We start from the raw sequence: 17,789 nt of genomic DNA, 5'->3' as shown, positions 1-17,789 counted from the left end.
TTATACTGTGTATTTTATCGAAAAGACTTATCTATTTCACGCTTAAAGAATTAAAAGACCTATCTATTTCACGCTTAAAGAATTAAAGGTATCCATGCGCTCAAAGCTGGTTATTCTATTCATCAGAAACGCTAATTTCCAACCCTTGGAAACTTCCATATTCTATATGGCAAAAACTATCCCCTTGTCTCTGGAAAGCCTATTTTCTGCTGAAAGGATGTTTAATTCCTGTAAACACTTGCTTTAAAGGTTTTGGTTAGAACGACAGAGACTATTTTTTTCTTGAGATGTATTCCCACAGTCTTTTATACAAAAACTCCTAAAAGAAAGTATTACTAGGGTTAGATGCCTTTTTTACTTACTGACAATACTCAATTTATTAAAAAAATAATTTTATCTACATAAAATATATAAACCTGAAAGTATTATTTATTCTCGATGACCGACGATTCTCCAGTTAATTTAACCGAAAAAGAGTATTCAATTATTGATATGCTCCAGAGCCTGGGACTCCCGAGGACAGAGGCCACCGCCATCGTGTGTTTAAAAGACTGCAGGGAACTCAGATCCCTTCATATCGAACTTGTTTCCGGGCTCAGACAGCCGGAAGTGAGTGTAGCTATGCGCCCTCTAAGGAATAGAGGCTGGGTGGATGAAAGGTCCGAGAAAAAGAATAAAGGAAAAGGCAGACCTGTGAAATACTACCAGTTAACAGTACCGTTTCCACAGATAGTACAGGCTCTCGAAGAGGAGTTTTTAAAAGATAACACAGATAAACTGATCGCACTCAAAAGGCTAAGGGAACTGGAGATTATACAACAAAATTAAGTTCACGAAAAATAAGTTTACGAAAAAATAAATGTAAGGAAATCTGCCAGATCTGATTTCCCACAATTCGTTTTCAGCTTTACTTATTTCCATTCCTGAGCCATTTTAACGCCTACTCTACCGAAGAGTCATTCCTTATCAGGGATATTCATAAAGCTAACGGGAGCAAAACCCTGCTCTGTATCCATTACCCTTCTGGCAGAAATTCCTTCCAGCTCGAAAATGAATACCTCGACAACCATAAAAACTTCACTTTCGCCTCTCAAGCACCCCAATTTAATGCTGTCTCCTCTGGCTGTTCCCGCATGAAGATGAATTTTGGGCTTTCCGTTCTCCTGGAAAATATCTCCTATCCCAAGAATCTCATGGGCATCATTAAAACCAGACCAAACGGGTTCAGGAGGTCTTTTGTTTTCTTTAGGGCCTGTAACAAGCTTTCCTTCCTTCAGTGCACCAAGCAGCATAAACACAGCCGACTCAATCTTCTCCATTTCTGCAATTTTAATGAGTTCCAGGATAAGGTCATCCCCGTGGTCAACTCTTACAGTAAAGACTCTGCCGATCCTTCCTTTTGCGTACTCCATTATTTCCCCCTCACTGGTCCATTATTTTTCCATCTACAATTCTGATAACCCTATCGGCTTTTCCGGCCAGGTCCTCATTATGGGTTACCACAATAAAAGTCTGGTTATATTCCTTGTTCAGCTTGCGGAGCAGTTCATAGATCAAATCTCCTGCTCTAGTATCCAGGTTGCCTGTAGGCTCATCCCCAAGTATGATTGCCGGAGAACAACTAAGAGCCCGGGCTACTGCAACCCTCTGGTTCTGCCCTCCGGAAAGTTCTCCTGGCCTGTGGTCCATCCGATCTTCAAGCCCGACCTCTTTCAGAAGATTTCCGGCAATATCCTTTGCCTCATCTCTGCTCTTTCCCGCGATAAGGAGCGGCATCATTACGTTTTCCAGAGCAGTGAAATCCGGCAGCAGGTGGTGATACTGGAAAACAAAACCAAGTATCCTGTTTCTCATCCCAGAACGCTCCTTATCTGACATTTTTGTCACGTCATTGCCATCTATCAGAAGGGTTCCTGAACTGGGCGTGTCAAGCAGACCTATGAGATGCATAAGTGTGCTTTTACCTGAACCAGAAGGCCCTACAATTGCAACAAATTCCCCCTTTTTAATTCTCAGGTTTGCATTGTCGAGTGCACGAAATTCCACACCGTTTTTGTAAACTTTGGTCAGGTTCTTAAGCTCTATAATCGGACTTCCGTTTGTCATGCTTTTCCTGCCATTTTAAAAACATTAATGTTAAAAATAGAGGAGTTCTTAAGTAAAGAGCTTTTGGGCAGAAAGACATATTGCTTCTTTAAAATTGTATTGCTGTACTCCAGTAACCCTTATTTCCAGACCTGAAACACTCTGACATTCCTGAAATACTCTGACATTCCTGAAATACTCTGACATTCCTGAAATACTCTGACATTCCTGAAATACTCTGACATTCCTGAAATACTCTGACATTCCTGAAATACTCTGACATTCCTGAAATACTCTGACATTCCTGAAATACTCTAATATATTGCCGGTAATAGAATCTGTCATAAAACCGGTCATGGTACTGGTTGAAAATCGGCTGACAGATTTCGGTCTCCGGTCTCTTTCCTGCTCACAAGATAAGCCGCTGTGAGGATGAAGCCGCAGCCCAGAAAGGTCGAGATATAGAGAGGGCTTCTCAGGACTGCAGTATCAAAGAAAATTCCTGATACGGGTTCGAGCAGGGCAAGAATACTGCCTGTCTGCGCCTTGATACCCGAAATACCCTTGAGGTAGAGGATGGCAGCGAATGTAATGGTCAAACCAAAGAGAATCAGAGTACTGAAGTTTCTAAAGTAGACAGGGATAGGAGTCGAAAGTGCAGACGGCAGCATGAAAAGGAGGCTTATACCCGTCAGCCAGAAAGTCTGGGATATCCCTGAATACTCGTGCCTTAGGTAGCGAATCGTGATTATGGTGGCGCCAAAAGAGAGCCCTGAAAGCAGCCCGAAAAACATGCCTTTCATAAAATCGGATCCTGTACTCAGGCTTACCAGAACCTCTCCGGGGCGGGCAATGAGTGATACCCCTGCAAGTGAAAGGAAAAGAGGCAGAAGGCTTTTGCTGTTACTTCTTTCGCCAAGGACTGAAGGAGCAAGCAGATTGACATATACAGGAGCCGTATAAAGAAGCAGGACAGCAACTGAAATTCCACTGTACCTTATAGCCGAGAAATAGCATATGCCTGTTATCGCATTCAGAAAACCCAGCAGCAGTAGATATTTTCTGTTCCTGCCGGGCCTGAGCTGTTCAAGGCTTCCACTCAGCAACAGGTAAAAGAAAATCATGCATAAGCCGAAAAAGAGCCTGCAGAATAGAATGGACCCTACGGACATCTCCTGAACCCTGTCCAGAAAAACTCCGATCGTGCCATAGATAATGCTCCCTGTTATGACCTCGGAATAAGGCTTGAAAGAGTTTTCCTGTGTAGGCATATTCTGGGGATAAAAGACTAGAGATATATATTTTTTGGAAACTGGAAAAAAATGGAAAAAATATGTTGCACAAGAACCCCACAACTATAAAAAAAAGAGAAGATGGTGTTTATTTATCCTGTACCCTTAGAAGTTCTTTTTTCCAGGAGGAAAACTTTTTGCTTGGTGCCATCTTTTCCCCGAAAATTAATCTCTTCAGAAAATCAGAGTTTTCCAGGCTTACTACGACTGCCGCTGCAAGGATAAAGAAGGAACCTATAAGCATCCCGCTGTGAACGGGGTTTCCCAGAACTATGCAATCAAAAAAGATACAGGAAACAGGCTCAAGAAGGGTGAGGATGCTGCCTGTAATGGCACTTACCCCGGCAACTCCTCTTATATAGAAGACTGCACCTACACCAGTTATAAGGACTCCGAAGAGCATGAGGATAGGAAAGTTTGCAGCGAGCACCTGTCCTGGAAGGGTGACTGCTAAAGGAGACAGGAAGACAAGACTGATCGCACTCTGCCAGAAAAGCTGGGTAAGGCCGTTATACTCATCCCTGAGGAAACGGACGGATATTATGACTCCACTGCTAAAGAGGCCTCCCACGAGCCCGAAGAGTACACCTTTAAGATAGTTGCTTCCAAATTCAAGCTGTTCAAAACCGCCTTCAGGTCTCGTTACGTAGAAAACGCCTATAAGACCCAGGAAAAGAGCAAAAATGGTTTTTTCAGTATTTTTTTCTCCGAGAAGAACGGGAGCAAGGAAAGTCAGGTATATAGGGTCAGTATACAGGAGAAGAACGGCAGAAGAAGCTCCAAGGTAGCGGATTGCAGAATAGTAGGAAAACATTTGCGAAACGTATAGAATTCCCAGAAGAAGCAGGTACTTTTTTTTTCGTTTCAACGAGAGTTGCCCGAGCTTTCCGGTAATTGCAAGATAAAATATTATGGCTGAAAGCCCGAAAAGAACTCTATAAAAGATAATGGATCCTACAGACATATCCTTAAGCAATTCCATGAAAATTCCGACAGTACCATAAATAATACATGCGGTTATTAATTCAAGATGATGTTTTGAGGCAGCAGTCACAGCAACAGGCATATATATTCAGGGGGCATGAATACATATATATTTTTAGTAAGATAATGACGATTCCAGTGGTATAACACTTACTAAAAAAATAAGAAATTTATTACAAAGGGTATTTTTATTCTGCAGCGGCAAGCCAATAGTCCAAAATTGTTCTGCCAGGGAGCTTTAAGTTACCGGACTCGGTTTCCGAAATTAGTTACCAGATTTTTTTAAATTGAGAACCACATGCTGTCTGCTTCCGGTCCTATAGATTGTAAGCCCTTTTAATCCCTGTTTCCAGGCGTAAATCAGAGCGCTCTCAACATCTTCTTTTCCGGAATCTTCAGGCATGTTTATGGTCTTTGAGATTCCTGCATGACAGTGGCGTTGAAAAGCGGCCTGTACATCAATATGGGTCTTCCAGCCAATATCAAGGGCTGACCTGAAGAGCTTTTTTTCATTTTCAGACACCATTTCAGAGTCTTTTATGTCCTGCAGGGTGCCATATGTGTAGACATGCTCAAGGAGTCCTCTATAATCCGGTTCCGAGAGCCTGGGCATGAAATATGCCTCAAAGAAGGGGTGGACGAGCAGGAATTCTTTACCCACTGTACGGGTCCGCCTGTAGACCCAGCTGAAAACAGGCTCAATCCCCGCAGAGCCGCCGGCAAGAATGCTGATAGTGCCAGTAGGGGCGATTGCGGTCAATGCGGCGTTTCTCATTGGGAATCCCCAGGTGGAGCTCTCATACTCCGGGAAAGGTTCTTTTTCTGCCGCAAGTTTTCTTGATTCCCGGACCGCAGCCCAGCTAATCTGCTCCATAAGCTTTTCTGCAAGTTCAACAGCTTCTGTTGAATCATAGGAAAGTCCCAGTTTCAAAAGCATATCGTGAAATCCCATAACTCCAAGTCCGATTTTCCTTGTCTTTCTGGTTGCCTCCGCAATCTCCGGGACAGGGTATACATTTACATCAATTTCATTATCCAGAAAACGGACAGCTTTTTCGGCTGTTTCCCTCAAAGAATCCCAATTGACTTGTCCTTCCGCAACTAAAAGAGAGAGGTTAATGCTGCCCAGATTGCAGGATTCATAGGGCAGGAGAGGCTCTTCTCCGCAGGGGTTTGTGGCAGTGATGGCCCCCAACTTTGGGGTGAAGTTATCCCTGTTAATACGGTCATAGAAGAGAACACCTGGCTCCCCGTTTCTCCAGATCCCTTCTACGATTTCGGAGAAGATGACCCCAACCGTTATCCCTGTCCGGGGGTTCCAAACCTCTTCAGTGCTGCCTGCTTCAACAAGCCTGAAAAAAGCATCAGGGACCATTACCGAGAGGTTGAAATTCCTGAAGCTCCCTTCAACGTGCTTTGCCCTAATGAAAGGGATGATATCATCATGTGAGACATCAAGAATTCCTATATTTGCGCCTCTGCGCCTGCCGAACTGCTTGATGACTTCGGTTGCCTCGTTAAAGAGCCTCATGAAAGAAAGAGGACCGCTCGCAACCCCATCAACGCAGAGGGCCTGAGACCCCTTTGGACGGATCTTTGAAAAGTTAAACCCACTACCTCCTCCGGTCTTCTGGATGAGGGCGGCGGTTTTGAGGGCGGCAAAAATTTCCTCGACACTGTCCTCCACAGGAACTACAAAACAAGCAGCAAGCTGGCCGAGTTCCGTGCCTGCATTCATAAGCGTGGGGGAACTCGGGATAAAAATTTTACGGACCATCAGGTCTTTGAATTCCAGATATTCTTTTTCGTTTGTTGCAATTGCCTTTGCCACCCTCTCACAGATGCCCTCCCAGCCTTTTTCCCCTTCGCAGAGATACCTGGCTTTAAGGGCTTCGGCAATCAGAGCTTCCCATCCTTCCTCAGTATCCAGCACCTAAATCAATTTCCCCGGAATAGTTAGCAAACTTCATAAACCCTCAGCAGGAAATCTGTTAAATCTCCAGATTTAGCGGGTAGTTGACTTTTCGAAAAAATAAGTTATATTCAATATTGGTCAGGATTTTTTATCATAGTGTCCGAATGAACATTCAGAAATTATGATCTGAAATTTGATCTGAAATTTGATCTGAAATTTGATCTGAAATTTGATCTGAAATTTGATCTGAAATTTGATCTGAAATTTGATCTGAAATTCTAGTTTGCAAGTCGGCTGGTACAACTCGGCTTATGTAACAAAATGTCCCTCATCAGTTGATCTTTCTGGTTTGTGTTTCTCTTTTTTGTTTCCCTCAAGGACTTCACAAGCTTTCATAATATCATCAAAAAGCATGTCTGCCATTTCCTGGCTGAAATTCTCCTTTACCACCACGCGCATAAGAGCAATATATTCTGTATTTTTGGGTAGAGTATATGCAGGAAGGATCCACCCTCTTTCTCGAAGTTTATGTGAAAGTTCAAAGATTGTGTACTTTTCAGGTTGCTTCAGTTTAACTGTAACGACAGGAAAAAACTCAGCTGAATTCAACATGTCAAATTTGCCTGAGTTCTCAAGTAACTTGGCAAGATAACGGGCGTTTTCCATGATACCAGTCATAATTTGTTTATAACCTTCCTTGCCAAAACGAAGGAAGTTATAGTACTGTGCAAGCATCAGGGAGCTACTTGAAGAAAAGTTAAGGGAATAAGTTGGGGTTTCATCCCCAAGATAATTCACATAAAATATAAGGTCCTCGGGAACGTCGCTCTTTTCACGAAAAATAAGCCATCCCATGCTGGGATATACAAGCCCGTATTTGTGGCTTGAGACATTTATGGATTTCACACTGGATAGCCTGAAGTCCCATTTAAAATCCGGACTAACAAACGGAATTACGAAACCTCCGCTAGCAGCGTCCACATGAATTGGAATATCCCATCCTTTTGTCTCTTTGATACTTACAAGCAGCTCATTTATTTCCTGTATGGGATCGATTTCTCCCGTAAATGTCGTCCCCAGAATCGTTCCGACACAAATAGTGTTTTCGTCAATCAGTTCTTCTACCGTATCCCTGGAAATCGTAAAGCGATCGGATTCCATGGGTATGATCCTGGGTTCAACGTCAAAATATTTCGCAAACTTGTTCCAGCATACGTGTGCATCGGCACCGAAAATGATATTTGGTTTATCGACAGCTTTTTTCTCTGCCTCCAGGCTATTTTTCCATGTCCATTTATGAGCCAGTAGTGCCAGCATTATCGCTTCGGAAGAGCCAACACAGCCCGTACCTGTAAAATCGGCATCATCAGGTGCATTATACAGGCGTCCCAGCATGTTGATAATTCGATCCTGGATTACCTGGGTTTGTGGATATTGGAAATGGTCTATGAGGTTCTTCCCGATATTCTCTTGAATTATTCGGTCTGCTTCAGGTTCCATCCAGGTAGTCACAAAGCTGGAAAGATTAAGGGTAGGGTTCCCGTCAAGACATAGTTCATCATGAATAAGGCGGTATGATAGATTGGAAGGTGTTTTTTTCTCAGGAATCTCATACTTCGGCAAGTACCCCTCAGAATAAACATTGCTATAAGCCTTAAGATACCATTTTTTTGAATCCTGGAGTTTCTTTAAATCTTTTTTCTCTGAAATCAAAAATCTCCCCCCTCTTTTTTGAGACTCTGTTCCAAAATCTAGTGATTTTTGGGTTATAGTTAAAAATGCAACAGTTAACTAACCAGCTTAAGGTCCCCATGTACCCGCAATGGTTGTTAGATTATAGCCCAAACTGGATAGAGGAATAACTATTGTAATGTATACATAGCTTCATAAACCCTCAGCAGGAAACCCCTAAGTTTTAGCTAAGGGGAGGAATGCGTAAACTTTCCTGTCCTGCTCTATTGAATTAGTTTTTTATTAATGTAATAAGGGCAAATAAATCACCCTCCACCTACCGAAGTAGGGTAATATGTATCCGAATTTACCGATTTTCCAAAGCTCCTAATCGGTGATCTGGTCAACCAGGGCTTGTTAGACAAGTTCCTGAGTCTTTAGCTCAGGGGTAGTTGACGCTTCTGTTTTCTTCGTACTATTCAAAGTTATATCCTGTATTTTTTGATTTCTGATACTTTTCATGATGAAATTAGTATTAATTAGCAGGATATACCAAACTTAAGTTATAGAATAGATGTTAAAATATAAATAATTATGAATTTGATAAATATGAATTTAATAAAACAGATAGTTTATGATTTTTTTTTATTTCATAAACGCAGTGTGAATCTTTGTGTAAGGGGTATCTGAAACTTTTTAAAATCTCCTGGGATCACCAAAATTGACCATGAATTCCACTGGCAATTGACTGCAATCAATCAAAAACCCAGAGAATAATAAAACATATCTAAAAAGTAGGTCATGTTGATTTATCGGGGTAGGCATATCCCTCTCCAAATGCCACATTTTTTGAAATGAGTCCATGATAAAGCTCTGGTCTTCGATCTTTAAGATAATCGCCTTCCGGATGAGTGGGTCCAAAATCACTGGGGATGATATCTGCGACTAGAAGGGTTTCTTCTGGTCTAGCCACTAATAAAAGATCGCCATTCGGACCACATATGACTGAATTCCCTCTATATTGCCATGAATTTTTACCAACTGTTTCATAACCGCAACGATTGGAATAAGCGATAAATATTTTGTTAAAATAGGCATTGGCGGGAATAAGTTTTTTTGAAACATCTGGATAAGGCACTTGAGTACGATTTCCATCTGACAATGTATAATAGTAATCAGCGGCTGTGGGAATTATGACTAACCTGGCTCCCTTGAGCGCCAGAATTCTCGACAACTCTGGAAATTCCGCCTCATAGCAATTTAAAATCCCCACCGGAAAATCAGCTACCTTGACAACCGGAAACAGGTTTTTGTCACCTTTTTCGGTATATCCAGATGAAAAATTATCTTTTTCCGCCTGTCCAAAAAGATGTGTTTTGCGGTAATTTTGCAGCAAGTAACCATCAGAATTTATAAAAGCGATAGAATCATAGTAATGAACTTCTCCCGAACTGGAATCCCTTTCTGGATAAGGGAAGATAATGGCTATATCATTGTCTCTGGCTATTTTGGAAACTTTTCTTAAGGAGGGGCCATTAACCTCTTCTGCTAATTGTTTAACCAAATCCGGGCTGAGAGCATAACCAGTCAAATACAATTCTGGAAAGATAATAAGCTGGGCATCATACTTTTTAGCCTGCTTTGAAACCTCTTCAAGTTTTTCAATATTGCTTTGTACTGCTTCAGGTGTTCCAACGGGACGTTCACCCTGATAAATAGCCAGCCTTATTCCCTTCCCACGTTGCGGGAGATCTTTTTTTACTCTGGTGAGGTAAATCATAATCTTGCTCCTTTTGGGTCAACAACTCAGTGAATGTTGAATATTTTCCTAAGATTTTATATAATTTAATGACAAACTAAAAAGAAGCTTGGACTAAATTTTTGAAAAATGAAACAAACTTTTGAATCCCTTAACGATTTTATTGTGATCCCCCATGAAAAGCAAAGACCACCATTACATCCCGAACCCAAGGGAATTCACGCATGAAATCGCAGAGGAAACGAAAATACTTCGCCAGGGTATCACTAATGGGATCACGCGCATTTATTACCCTCTAGATTTCAGGCGCAATTATTCCCTTAAAAACATGAGCAATCAGCTTCGTGATTTACTTGAAAAAAAGCTCTGGCTAAAAATCCTCATAAGCATGATGCTCGGAGTATTTTTTGGGCTTTTTCTCGGCCCTTTTGGAGGGTATATTGACCCGGCATCTGCGGAAATCATAGGAGAATGGGTTGCTCTTCCGGGTTATATTTTCCTCGGGCTTCTGAAGATGATTGTAGTCCCACTTGTTTTTGCCTCCATTATCCTTGGGGTGGCTTCAAGCCAGAGCATGAGCGCCCTCAAAAAGACAGGACTTTCAACAGCTATTTATTTTGTGATAACGACTGCAATTGCAACTGCTATTGGTATTGGAATGGCGCTTTATATCCATCCCGGGCAGTATATAAGTGGAGACCTTATTGAAAGTGCGATGGGAAGTGAAGTACAGGTAGAATCAACTGGTTTGAGTTTCGATCATTCAATTCTGACTATTCCCTCATCACTTATCGGAAGTCTCCTCCCTTCGAATCCTCTTGGAGCTATGGCTAATGGAGAAATGTTGCAGGTTGTGATCATTGCAATAATCATAGGTGTTGCTCTTGTATCTCTGAATAAGGACCAGTCAACTCCAATGGTCAACTTTCTTAACTCTTTGCAAGCTGTCTGTATGATAGTGGTCAAATGGAGCATGTCTCTTGCCCCGATTGCAGTTTTCGGGCTTCTTACCAAGTTTACTATCAAACTGGGCATCGATGCCCTTCTCGGAATGATGGTATATGTGGGCACAGTGCTTGCAAGCCTGCTACTCCTTATGTGCCTGAATCTCCTTATTGTTACTGTTATTGCAAGGTATAACCCCTTTGAGTTCCTTAAAGCCATCCGGGACGTTATGCTCCTTGCTTTTTCTACTTCCAGCTCGGCTGCAGTTATGCCCTTATCTATCAAAACCGCAGAAGAAAAGTTAGGGATCAGGGCTTCGATCTCACAGTTTGTAATCCCTCTCGGAGCCACAGTAAATATGAATGGAACTGCGCTTTATCAGGGTGTAGCTACAGTCTTTCTGGCTGAAGTCTTCGGGATAAATCTTGGGCCTTTCCAGTTCCTTGTCGTAATGGTCATGGCTGTTGCAGCATCCATTGGAACGCCTTCAATTCCTGGGGTGGGAATTATTGTCCTTGCCCTGATTCTCAATAGCGTAGGGATTCCTACAAGCGGGATAGCTCTCATAATGGGAGTAGACAGAATTCTTGACATGACAAGGACTGCAGTGAATGTAGCGGGAGACCTTGTGGCCTGCAAAGTTATGGACCGCTGGGTTGGAGGAAAAGTTAAAGAAAAGGCCGATAAGGTCGAGAAAATAGCTGAAACAAAAGTTGAGAAAGCTCCCGAAGAGAAAAATGAGGACAAAGTTAAGGCAAATAAGGATATTACAGCGTCTGAAAGCTCAAATATCTAACTCCTTAAGACAAACCCTTTTTTAACATATAAGGCTTTTAAATTGATTTGAAGCACTCAGGCTGCGGCAGCTTCGAGGGGCCTTAAACTCCTCTTTTTTCCCTGTACATTTCAATTGCTTTCCTGACTCTTTCTTCTTCGAGCTTTCCTGTGGTAGAGGCTGTCTCAAAGAACCTTTTCGGGAGAGTGAGGTCTTCGAACCTGAAACCAAATTTCTTCTTTAATTCATACTTTTTCCTGAAGATGTCCTTCCCAAGTTCTTTGAGTTCTTCTTCGGTTCTTTCTATCCCTATACATTTAAGAGCCTGAACCATATTTTCGTATGTATAGACGTTTCTGGCAAAGAGGCAGGCAACCATACAGTTCAGGATACTGCGGCGATCTTCTTCATCGATTATGTAATCAACAATTTTCTCATCAGAAATCGGCTGGTTGAATGCTTTCTGGTCTGCGGAATAGCCTGCATTATCCAGGTGAGAGTGCCGGAAGCCTACAGTAAGTCCCAGGATGTTTCCAAGCCCTGTATGATAGCCCGGAATCTCCAGCCCGCCTAGCTGGATCGCGAATTCCTTGCCTCCGTACTTTTTAGAGGCATAATCTACCCCTTTTCCGAGAGCTGAATAGAATTCGTTAGGGGCCTGGACTACAAGGTCTATTGCCCGAAGGTACGCTGCTTTGTCTCCCCAGGAAAGTTTGAGCCCCAGAGTCTCTTCAGTGGAAATTTTCCCACGCTGCTGCATCTCAGTTGCCCAGGCAAGCACTACTCCCATGCTGATTATATCTACCCCGGCTTTTTCGCATAAGTCGATAAGTTCAAGTACGGCTTCGGGATCTGCAACTTCCAGATTTGAGCCAAGTGCATAGATTAGTTCAAAGTCGTAGGAAACGTTAAGGGTTTCATATTCGTGGGCTTTTGAGAATGGGCGCTTTAGCATGGCTACGTGAACGCAGCCTATGGGACATCCGGCACAGGACACCCGCCGGATCAGGTATTTCTCCGCAAAATTCTCCCCTGAGATATTTTCTACACCCTCAATGCAGGTTGCCTGCAGGTTCCGGGTTGGAAGACCTTTGAGTTCGTTTAAGACCAGGATGTTTTCGCTCGTGCCAAGGTTGTGGTACTTTTCCATCAACCCTGTTTTGACGATTGTTTCGTAAAGCGTTTTGCACATCTTTTTGTAGGCATCGTGCTCAGGACTTTTAATTTCTCTGTTTCCTGCAACTAATATCGCCTTAAGTTTCTTTGCCCCGAAGACTGTACCGAGCCCGAGGCGCCCAAAGTGCCTGTAGGTGTCAACGTTTACACTTGCATATGTGATTCCTTTCTCTCCTGCAGGACCTATCCGGACAATGCTGCGCCTTCCAGCTCCAGGCTCTACCCTGCGGAGGACCTGCCCCACATCAATTGCAGAAGAGAGGTTCCAGATGGAAGATGCGTCCCTGAAAGTAACCTTATCATCGTGTACCGTCACATACACAGGATACCTAGAAGAACCTTTGATAACGATTGTTTCGTAACCGGAATAACGCAGGGACATGGCCAGGTGCCCTCCTGCATAAGACTCTCCGAGTTCCCCGTTAAGGGGAGAGCGGAACAGTGCAACGGTTTTTGTACAGGTAGGGTACACGCCAGAGAGAGGGCCTGTGCTGAAAATTATCGGCATTTCGGGGTCAAGAGGGTCTGTTCCTTCTTTATATTCTTCGAGCATTAGGTTCGTGGCAACTCCTACGCCTCCAAGGTACTTTTCATAGAGGTCCGACCTCTCCTCAATGTGATAACTCAGATTGGTCAGGTCAATGTAAAGTACGTTTCTAAGACCTGGAATAGCGTACTGCTCTGTTGTCATTTTTCCTCCTCAGGCTCTTTTACCCCTGGATCTTTTTTCCCATAAAGCTCTTTATGGGAGGCAGTAGGGCTTTCAGAACCTGTATCTTCAACCGGGCTCGTATCCTTAACTTTTAATTCTCCGCTGTCTTCGACCTCAATCATTTCAAGTACATCATGCGGGCAGAATTTTGTGCAGACCCCACAGTGCTTGCAGATTACTGCTTTTTTTTCCGCATCCAGATGAATTGCCCCAACTATGCAGGCTTCGATACAGTTTCCACAGCCGTCGCAGATTTCTTTATTGAAATTGACTCCTCCCCCTTTCCTTTTGGTCAGCGCGCCAACAGGGCAGGCCCTCATACACGGAGGGTCAACACAGGCATGGCAGACAATTTGAACATAAGAGGTTTCGATTCCGCCGCGGGTCTGGATGTTAATTCTGCTGTTTTTCAAAGATATGGTATCGTACCAGGTCCTTGCACAGGCCATCATACAGGAATAGCAGCCTATGCACCGGGCCGGGTTTGCAACTTTTAACCTTTTTGCCATTGCTTTCCCACTCTGGATTCCCTTTCCTGGATTCCCTTTCCTGGATTCCCTTTCCTGGATTCCTTTTTACGAAAAATAGGCTCCCCCGGTTTATATAATGTAGCATTGGAATGCAGCAGCAATCGAACCCCGGATTTATTGAGAATTTAAAAAATGGCAAGATTTCCGGTATGAGAGGTCTTATGTAATATATTAAGGGTGCATTGAAAAACCATTCCTTGAATGTAAATCGAAAAGACTTTATTGTTGGATCACATAAATAGGATAGTGGATTCCGGTTTGTTGAATCTCAAACAAATAGTTATCGGAGATATTTGGTCTGGAAGATTCGTATGCAACAAGATGAAATGATACAGCACAACAAAATGATACAGCACAACAAAATGATACAGCACAACAAAATGATGCAGCAAAACGAAATGATAATTGGCATTTTCAGTGTACTGTTTATTTTGTTAGCACTAATCAGCTTGTACTGGATCTGACCTCAAAACCCTATGGGTAAGGGATGAGAGTCCAGAAGGAAGCGAGAATCCAATATATCAGAAGGAGAAAAGCTTTCTTCCGGGTATGCTGAATTTTGTTTCCCGTGAAGCTCAGATGCAAAGAATCGTTGTAGATGCTGAACCTGGTATTTTCTTTATGGTTCCAATCGTTGCCCGAAGTTCATCCTGGGCCTCAGGAAGTCCAGAGTTACCAGGATATTCCCAGTGGGTCTTAAAGGTTGATAACTGTTCCAGCTTATTAGCCGGCCCGGCAGAGGACGTTGTAGAAAAATGGCCCTGGCTCAAAACAGCGGAACATAACTCATCATATACTTTATACTAGGCCCGAAAAAAACCCCGAGAAGAAGACGTTGTGGTAAGAGGGGTTTGGAAAGCCTGGGAAAAGGTATAAAGACAGGAAGTGTCGGGAGTGTGAACCCGCAAAAGAGTAATCGTGTAGAGACCCTGAACGATGAGGGAGACGAAAAAGGAATTTCAGTTCCTCGATTGTGGGGTCACTTTTTTTGGACATATCATTTCCAGATATCATTTCCAGATATCATTTCCAGATATCATTTCCAGATATCATTTCTAGATATCATTTCCAGATATCATTTCCAGATATCATTTCCAGATATCATTTCCAGATATCATTTCCAGATATCATTTCCAGACAAAAATAGTTCAGGCTCTCAAAGCTAAAAAAATAGCTTATTTTAATCCTGTAAATAAGAGGATAATGTAAAAAAAGTTCATCCATGTGCATAAATAGAAAGCTATTTATCCTCATTTTACATAATTAATACTGTAAATTATGATTTTTATAATTATAAATTCACTATCGTAGATATTTGACACATTTTTATATGGAAGGTTCCCCATGCAGCAGAACAATGTGATAGTTGGCACGTATGGTTTACTGTTTATGTTAGTTCTGATTATCGCCATGTTTTTGTTATAACACTAACTTCTCATGGCGTTTTAACGACGATTTCCGGCCTGTCCTGAAACCGACAAAGAGAAACGAGATGGCCTGATATTTTTTGGGGCCTCAATCTGAAAGTACGTATTTGTCTGAAAGTACGTATTTGTCTGAAAGTACGTATTTGTCTGAAAGCACGTATTTGTCTGAAAGTACGTATTAAATCTCCCTGCGGATCGAATCCCTGGAAAACTTCTGCTGAAGAAGTGGTCGAAAAGAAGGAGCTATTAGAATCTATTCAAGGTCCTTTTCAAAATAATATTAGGATGTTTCTGTTTTCCTGATGTCTGTTCTTGATGTCTGTTCTTGATGTCTGTTCTTGATGTCTGTTCTTGATGTCTGTTCTTGATGTCTGTTCTTGATGTCTGTTCTTGATGTCTGTTCTTGATGTCTGTTCTTGATGTCTGTTCTTGATGTCTGTTCTTGATGTCTGTTCTTGATGCCTGTCCCCAATTTTGTATACTTATCTTCCACTGAGACCCCCTATGCAAAATTAGTTCACGAAGTTGTCCAGCAACCTGAACATTAATTGTCTGGATACTTTAAGGAGATAATCCCTTTCCAGCAGTTCATGTTCTTTCTGGATATATTTTCCCTCAACGATTTCGTCCCTGCAGTTTTCAATTACATTTCTGATCGTCTGGTTGCTCATTTCCAGATGAAATTGCAACCCGATTACCCTATTTTCAGAAATGAACCCCTGGTTTTTGCAGGCTTCGCTTTCAAAGAACCTCTTTGCCCTTCCCAGCAGGTTAAATGTGTCCCCATACCAGTGAAACGCCATGAATTCGTCAGGGATTCCTTCGAGGAGAGGAATTTTGAATTTGTCTTCTTTTCCCGCAGATACCGGAAACCACCCTATCTCCTTGTAATTATTCGTGAACTACCCGCCCTGCTTTCTGATGAAAGCGAGGACGGAGCTTCCTTCGAGTGATTACATCACTTCGAGTGATTACGTCACTTCGAGTGATTACGTCACCTGGATATTTGCAGTGATTCAAGTATGATTCAAGTATCCATCTGTAATCCTGTTTGTCGAAGATTATCAGAAAATTTCTGATAGCCTGTCCACAAAGCATTCTGTGATAAGAATCGCTTCATGATGTTGATAGCACTATTTCTATCTCTATTAATAACGTTTCCACAATCACATTTCATAATTCTTTCCCAAAGATTCATAATTCTTTCCCAAAGAGGCATGTCGTGTCTTTTTCCACAGACACAGCACTCCTTTGATGTATAAGCTTCATCAATTCTTGTTACTTTTTTACCTGTAAGCTCTGCTTTGTAGGTCAAGAATTCGATGAAACGAGAAAGATATCCTTGATTCTGAGTTGATCTATTATGAGAACGTTTTCTTTTTCCAGTTACTTTCTTTGATTGAGCCATACGTGCAGTCTATTCCACCTATTGCTTCCTTTTTTACAATGATCTTTTCTGGATTTGATTGTATCTATTTTTGTATTCCAGTATTGATCTGAACGTGGTGTTTTAACTTCAAAGAATTTTCCTTGAGTGTTTACTGCTGTTACTGTTTTCGTGATTCCTAAGTCTATTGTTTGATACAAATCGTTATCAATATACTCGGTTGTGAGGTTTTCTTCATATGTAATTGATACAAAGAAATTTCCTCTACCCTTGTATGGATCATCATTGTAGATTTGATATATTTTGGAATATCAAGCGAAGGTTTTGCTGAGAATAATAAGTGAAAATGGTCTTTGTCACACTCTATATTCAGCACTTCAACATCGAATGTTTCACTTATGTTATGGATTTTAGTTTTTAGAAAATCAACAACTAGAGGGTTCGTTAGAGCTTTTCTCCTATATTTCACACACTGAACGAAATGATAATGGAGTGAATACACAGAATGGCTCCTACGATCTAGTTTTTACTACATAGTTATCACTATATCGAGTTAACTATAAATATAAATAATTATGCTACTGTTGTTTTGTAGAAGTTGACGGTTTTCATCCCCCACCTGTCGCTTACGCTCCGAGGAAGGGGACTTCACGCCTTAGAGTCAAATTTGACATGCTGGATGAAGTGGATTTTCACGTTGGATTCCTTCTACAAGGTAAATTTATTCCGTTACTAAATATGCTATAAAAATAACGGTATTATACTTCAGCTTTCCACCTTGAGTTCTGCTGTACTGACATAGTATCTTTTCTTCCAAAAATGAAGATTTTGATAATCTTTATCATGTGGACTATTAACTATAAATACTATTTTTTTCTCTATACTATCTGCAGATAGAAAGAAGAAATTAGAGACAACTTTGTTGGATCATAAATTACATATAAAATAATTTCGCACATACCCCATATTAAAAGTACTTCGTTAAGTTTCAGAACATAACTTTTGTTAAGATATGTTCAACACATGTCAACTACTCGCTAAATCTAAAGATTTAACAGGTTTCCTGCTGAGGGTTTACGAACTGCATTTAACTGAAAACTTGATTCGCTAGAATAAATAGAGGTAGTTTAG

General features: G+C 41.7%; 15 protein-coding genes. 3 read left to right on the top strand and 12 right to left on the bottom strand.

Annotated features, from left to right (window positions below):
• The first annotated feature begins 438 nt into the window (after nt 1–438).
• Nucleotides 439–828, top strand: a complete 390-nt coding sequence (locus MSWH1_RS06145; RefSeq protein WP_048126996.1) for a transcriptional regulator — start codon at nt 439–441, stop codon at nt 826–828.
• Between the two features lie 128 nt (nt 829–956).
• On the opposite strand, the gene MSWH1_RS06140 is transcribed toward MSWH1_RS06145, so the two are convergent.
• The 7 genes from MSWH1_RS06140 to MSWH1_RS06105 all read right to left on the bottom strand — a co-directional run bounded on the left by MSWH1_RS06140 (nt 957) and on the right by MSWH1_RS06105 (nt 9,727).
• Complete coding sequence (locus tag MSWH1_RS06140; RefSeq protein ID WP_048126994.1) at nt 957–1,412, bottom strand: PPC domain-containing DNA-binding protein; 456 nt, start codon at nt 1,410–1,412, stop codon at nt 957–959.
• 10 nt (nt 1,413–1,422) lie between these two features.
• Complete coding sequence (locus MSWH1_RS06135; RefSeq protein ID WP_048126992.1) at nt 1,423–2,106, bottom strand: ABC transporter ATP-binding protein; 684 nt, start codon at nt 2,104–2,106, stop codon at nt 1,423–1,425.
• Nucleotides 2,107–2,438: 332 nt separating this feature from the next.
• Nucleotides 2,439–3,356, bottom strand: a complete 918-nt coding sequence (locus MSWH1_RS06125; RefSeq protein WP_048126989.1) for a DMT family transporter — start codon at nt 3,354–3,356, stop codon at nt 2,439–2,441.
• Nucleotides 3,357–3,465: 109 nt separating this feature from the next.
• A complete protein-coding gene (locus tag MSWH1_RS06120) occupies nt 3,466–4,443 on the bottom strand; it encodes a DMT family transporter (protein ID WP_048126987.1) in 978 nt (325 codons plus the stop codon).
• Between the two features lie 183 nt (nt 4,444–4,626).
• The gene (locus MSWH1_RS06115) at nt 4,627–6,294 is read right to left on the bottom strand and encodes an adenosylcobalamin-dependent ribonucleoside-diphosphate reductase (RefSeq protein WP_048126985.1); all 1,668 of its coding nucleotides are present in this window, start codon (nt 6,292–6,294) and stop codon (nt 4,627–4,629) included.
• A gap of 291 nt (nt 6,295–6,585) precedes the next feature.
• Nucleotides 6,586–7,989 (bottom strand): glutamate decarboxylase, encoded by a 1,404-nt coding sequence (locus MSWH1_RS06110; protein ID WP_048126983.1) that lies wholly within the window; start codon nt 7,987–7,989, stop codon nt 6,586–6,588.
• A gap of 757 nt (nt 7,990–8,746) precedes the next feature.
• Complete coding sequence (locus MSWH1_RS06105; RefSeq protein WP_048126981.1) at nt 8,747–9,727, bottom strand: carbon-nitrogen hydrolase family protein; 981 nt, start codon at nt 9,725–9,727, stop codon at nt 8,747–8,749.
• Nucleotides 9,728–9,881: 154 nt separating this feature from the next.
• On the opposite strand from MSWH1_RS06105, the gene MSWH1_RS06100 reads away from it, so the two are divergent.
• Nucleotides 9,882–11,447 (top strand): dicarboxylate/amino acid:cation symporter, encoded by a 1,566-nt coding sequence (locus MSWH1_RS06100; protein ID WP_082088043.1) that lies wholly within the window; start codon nt 9,882–9,884, stop codon nt 11,445–11,447.
• Between the two features lie 82 nt (nt 11,448–11,529).
• Here the strand turns inward: MSWH1_RS06100 and MSWH1_RS06095 are convergent, their stop codons facing one another.
• From MSWH1_RS06095 to MSWH1_RS06080, 3 genes are all read right to left on the bottom strand, one after another.
• A complete protein-coding gene (locus MSWH1_RS06095; RefSeq protein WP_048126980.1) occupies nt 11,530–13,293 on the bottom strand; it encodes an aldehyde ferredoxin oxidoreductase family protein in 1,764 nt (587 codons plus the stop codon).
• On the bottom strand, nt 13,290–13,823 hold the full coding sequence (locus MSWH1_RS06090; protein ID WP_048126978.1) for a 4Fe-4S binding protein: 534 nt from the start codon (nt 13,821–13,823) through the stop codon (nt 13,290–13,292). The genes MSWH1_RS06095 and MSWH1_RS06090 overlap by 4 nt, the downstream gene beginning before the upstream one ends.
• Nucleotides 13,824–15,783: 1,960 nt before the next feature.
• A complete protein-coding gene (locus MSWH1_RS06080; RefSeq protein ID WP_052722627.1) occupies nt 15,784–16,074 on the bottom strand; it encodes a hypothetical protein in 291 nt (96 codons plus the stop codon).
• Here MSWH1_RS06080 and MSWH1_RS19585 point away from each other — a divergent pair.
• The gene (locus tag MSWH1_RS19585) at nt 16,063–16,224 is read left to right on the top strand and encodes a hypothetical protein (RefSeq protein WP_197074621.1); all 162 of its coding nucleotides are present in this window, start codon (nt 16,063–16,065) and stop codon (nt 16,222–16,224) included. The two genes, MSWH1_RS06080 and MSWH1_RS19585, sit on opposite strands and share 12 nt — an antisense overlap.
• Nucleotides 16,225–16,298: 74 nt before the next feature.
• Here the strand turns inward: MSWH1_RS19585 and MSWH1_RS19920 are convergent, their stop codons facing one another.
• Together MSWH1_RS19920 and MSWH1_RS19915 are read right to left on the bottom strand one after the other, a co-directional pair.
• A complete protein-coding gene (locus MSWH1_RS19920; RefSeq protein WP_052723137.1) occupies nt 16,299–16,679 on the bottom strand; it encodes a zinc ribbon domain-containing protein in 381 nt (126 codons plus the stop codon).
• Nucleotides 16,680–16,842: 163 nt separating this feature from the next.
• Nucleotides 16,843–17,127, bottom strand: a complete 285-nt coding sequence (locus MSWH1_RS19915) for a transposase (protein WP_231585712.1) — start codon at nt 17,125–17,127, stop codon at nt 16,843–16,845.
• Between the last annotated feature and the right edge of the window lie 662 nt (nt 17,128–17,789).

It is taken from the genome of Methanosarcina sp. WH1, from assembly GCF_000970005.1.
Lineage (GTDB): Archaea > Halobacteriota > Methanosarcinia > Methanosarcinales > Methanosarcinaceae > Methanosarcina.
This window is presented reverse-complemented; position numbering and strand designations above follow the sequence as displayed.

What these genes read in the sequence shown, in the direction of transcription:
- MSWH1_RS06145 (WP_048126996.1), top strand. Translation starts at nt 439, where the DNA reads ATGACCGACGATTCTCCAGTTAATTTAACCGAAAAAGAGTATTCAATT.
- MSWH1_RS06140 (WP_048126994.1), bottom strand. Translation starts at nt 1,412, where the DNA reads ATGGAGTACGCAAAAGGAAGGATCGGCAGAGTCTTTACTGTAAGAGTT.
- MSWH1_RS06135 (WP_048126992.1), bottom strand. Translation starts at nt 2,106, where the DNA reads ATGACAAACGGAAGTCCGATTATAGAGCTTAAGAACCTGACCAAAGTT.
- MSWH1_RS06125 (WP_048126989.1), bottom strand. Translation starts at nt 3,356, where the DNA reads ATGCCTACACAGGAAAACTCTTTCAAGCCTTATTCCGAGGTCATAACA.
- MSWH1_RS06120 (WP_048126987.1), bottom strand. Translation starts at nt 4,443, where the DNA reads ATGCCTGTTGCTGTGACTGCTGCCTCAAAACATCATCTTGAATTAATA.
- MSWH1_RS06105 (WP_048126981.1), bottom strand. Translation starts at nt 9,727, where the DNA reads ATGATTTACCTCACCAGAGTAAAAAAAGATCTCCCGCAACGTGGGAAG.
- MSWH1_RS06100 (WP_082088043.1), top strand. Translation starts at nt 9,882, where the DNA reads ATGAAAAGCAAAGACCACCATTACATCCCGAACCCAAGGGAATTCACG.
- MSWH1_RS06095 (WP_048126980.1), bottom strand. Translation starts at nt 13,293, where the DNA reads ATGACAACAGAGCAGTACGCTATTCCAGGTCTTAGAAACGTACTTTAC.
- MSWH1_RS06090 (WP_048126978.1), bottom strand. Translation starts at nt 13,823, where the DNA reads ATGGCAAAAAGGTTAAAAGTTGCAAACCCGGCCCGGTGCATAGGCTGC.
- MSWH1_RS06080 (WP_052722627.1), bottom strand. Translation starts at nt 16,074, where the DNA reads ATGGCGTTTCACTGGTATGGGGACACATTTAACCTGCTGGGAAGGGCA.
- MSWH1_RS19920 (WP_052723137.1), bottom strand. Translation starts at nt 16,679, where the DNA reads ATGGCTCAATCAAAGAAAGTAACTGGAAAAAGAAAACGTTCTCATAAT.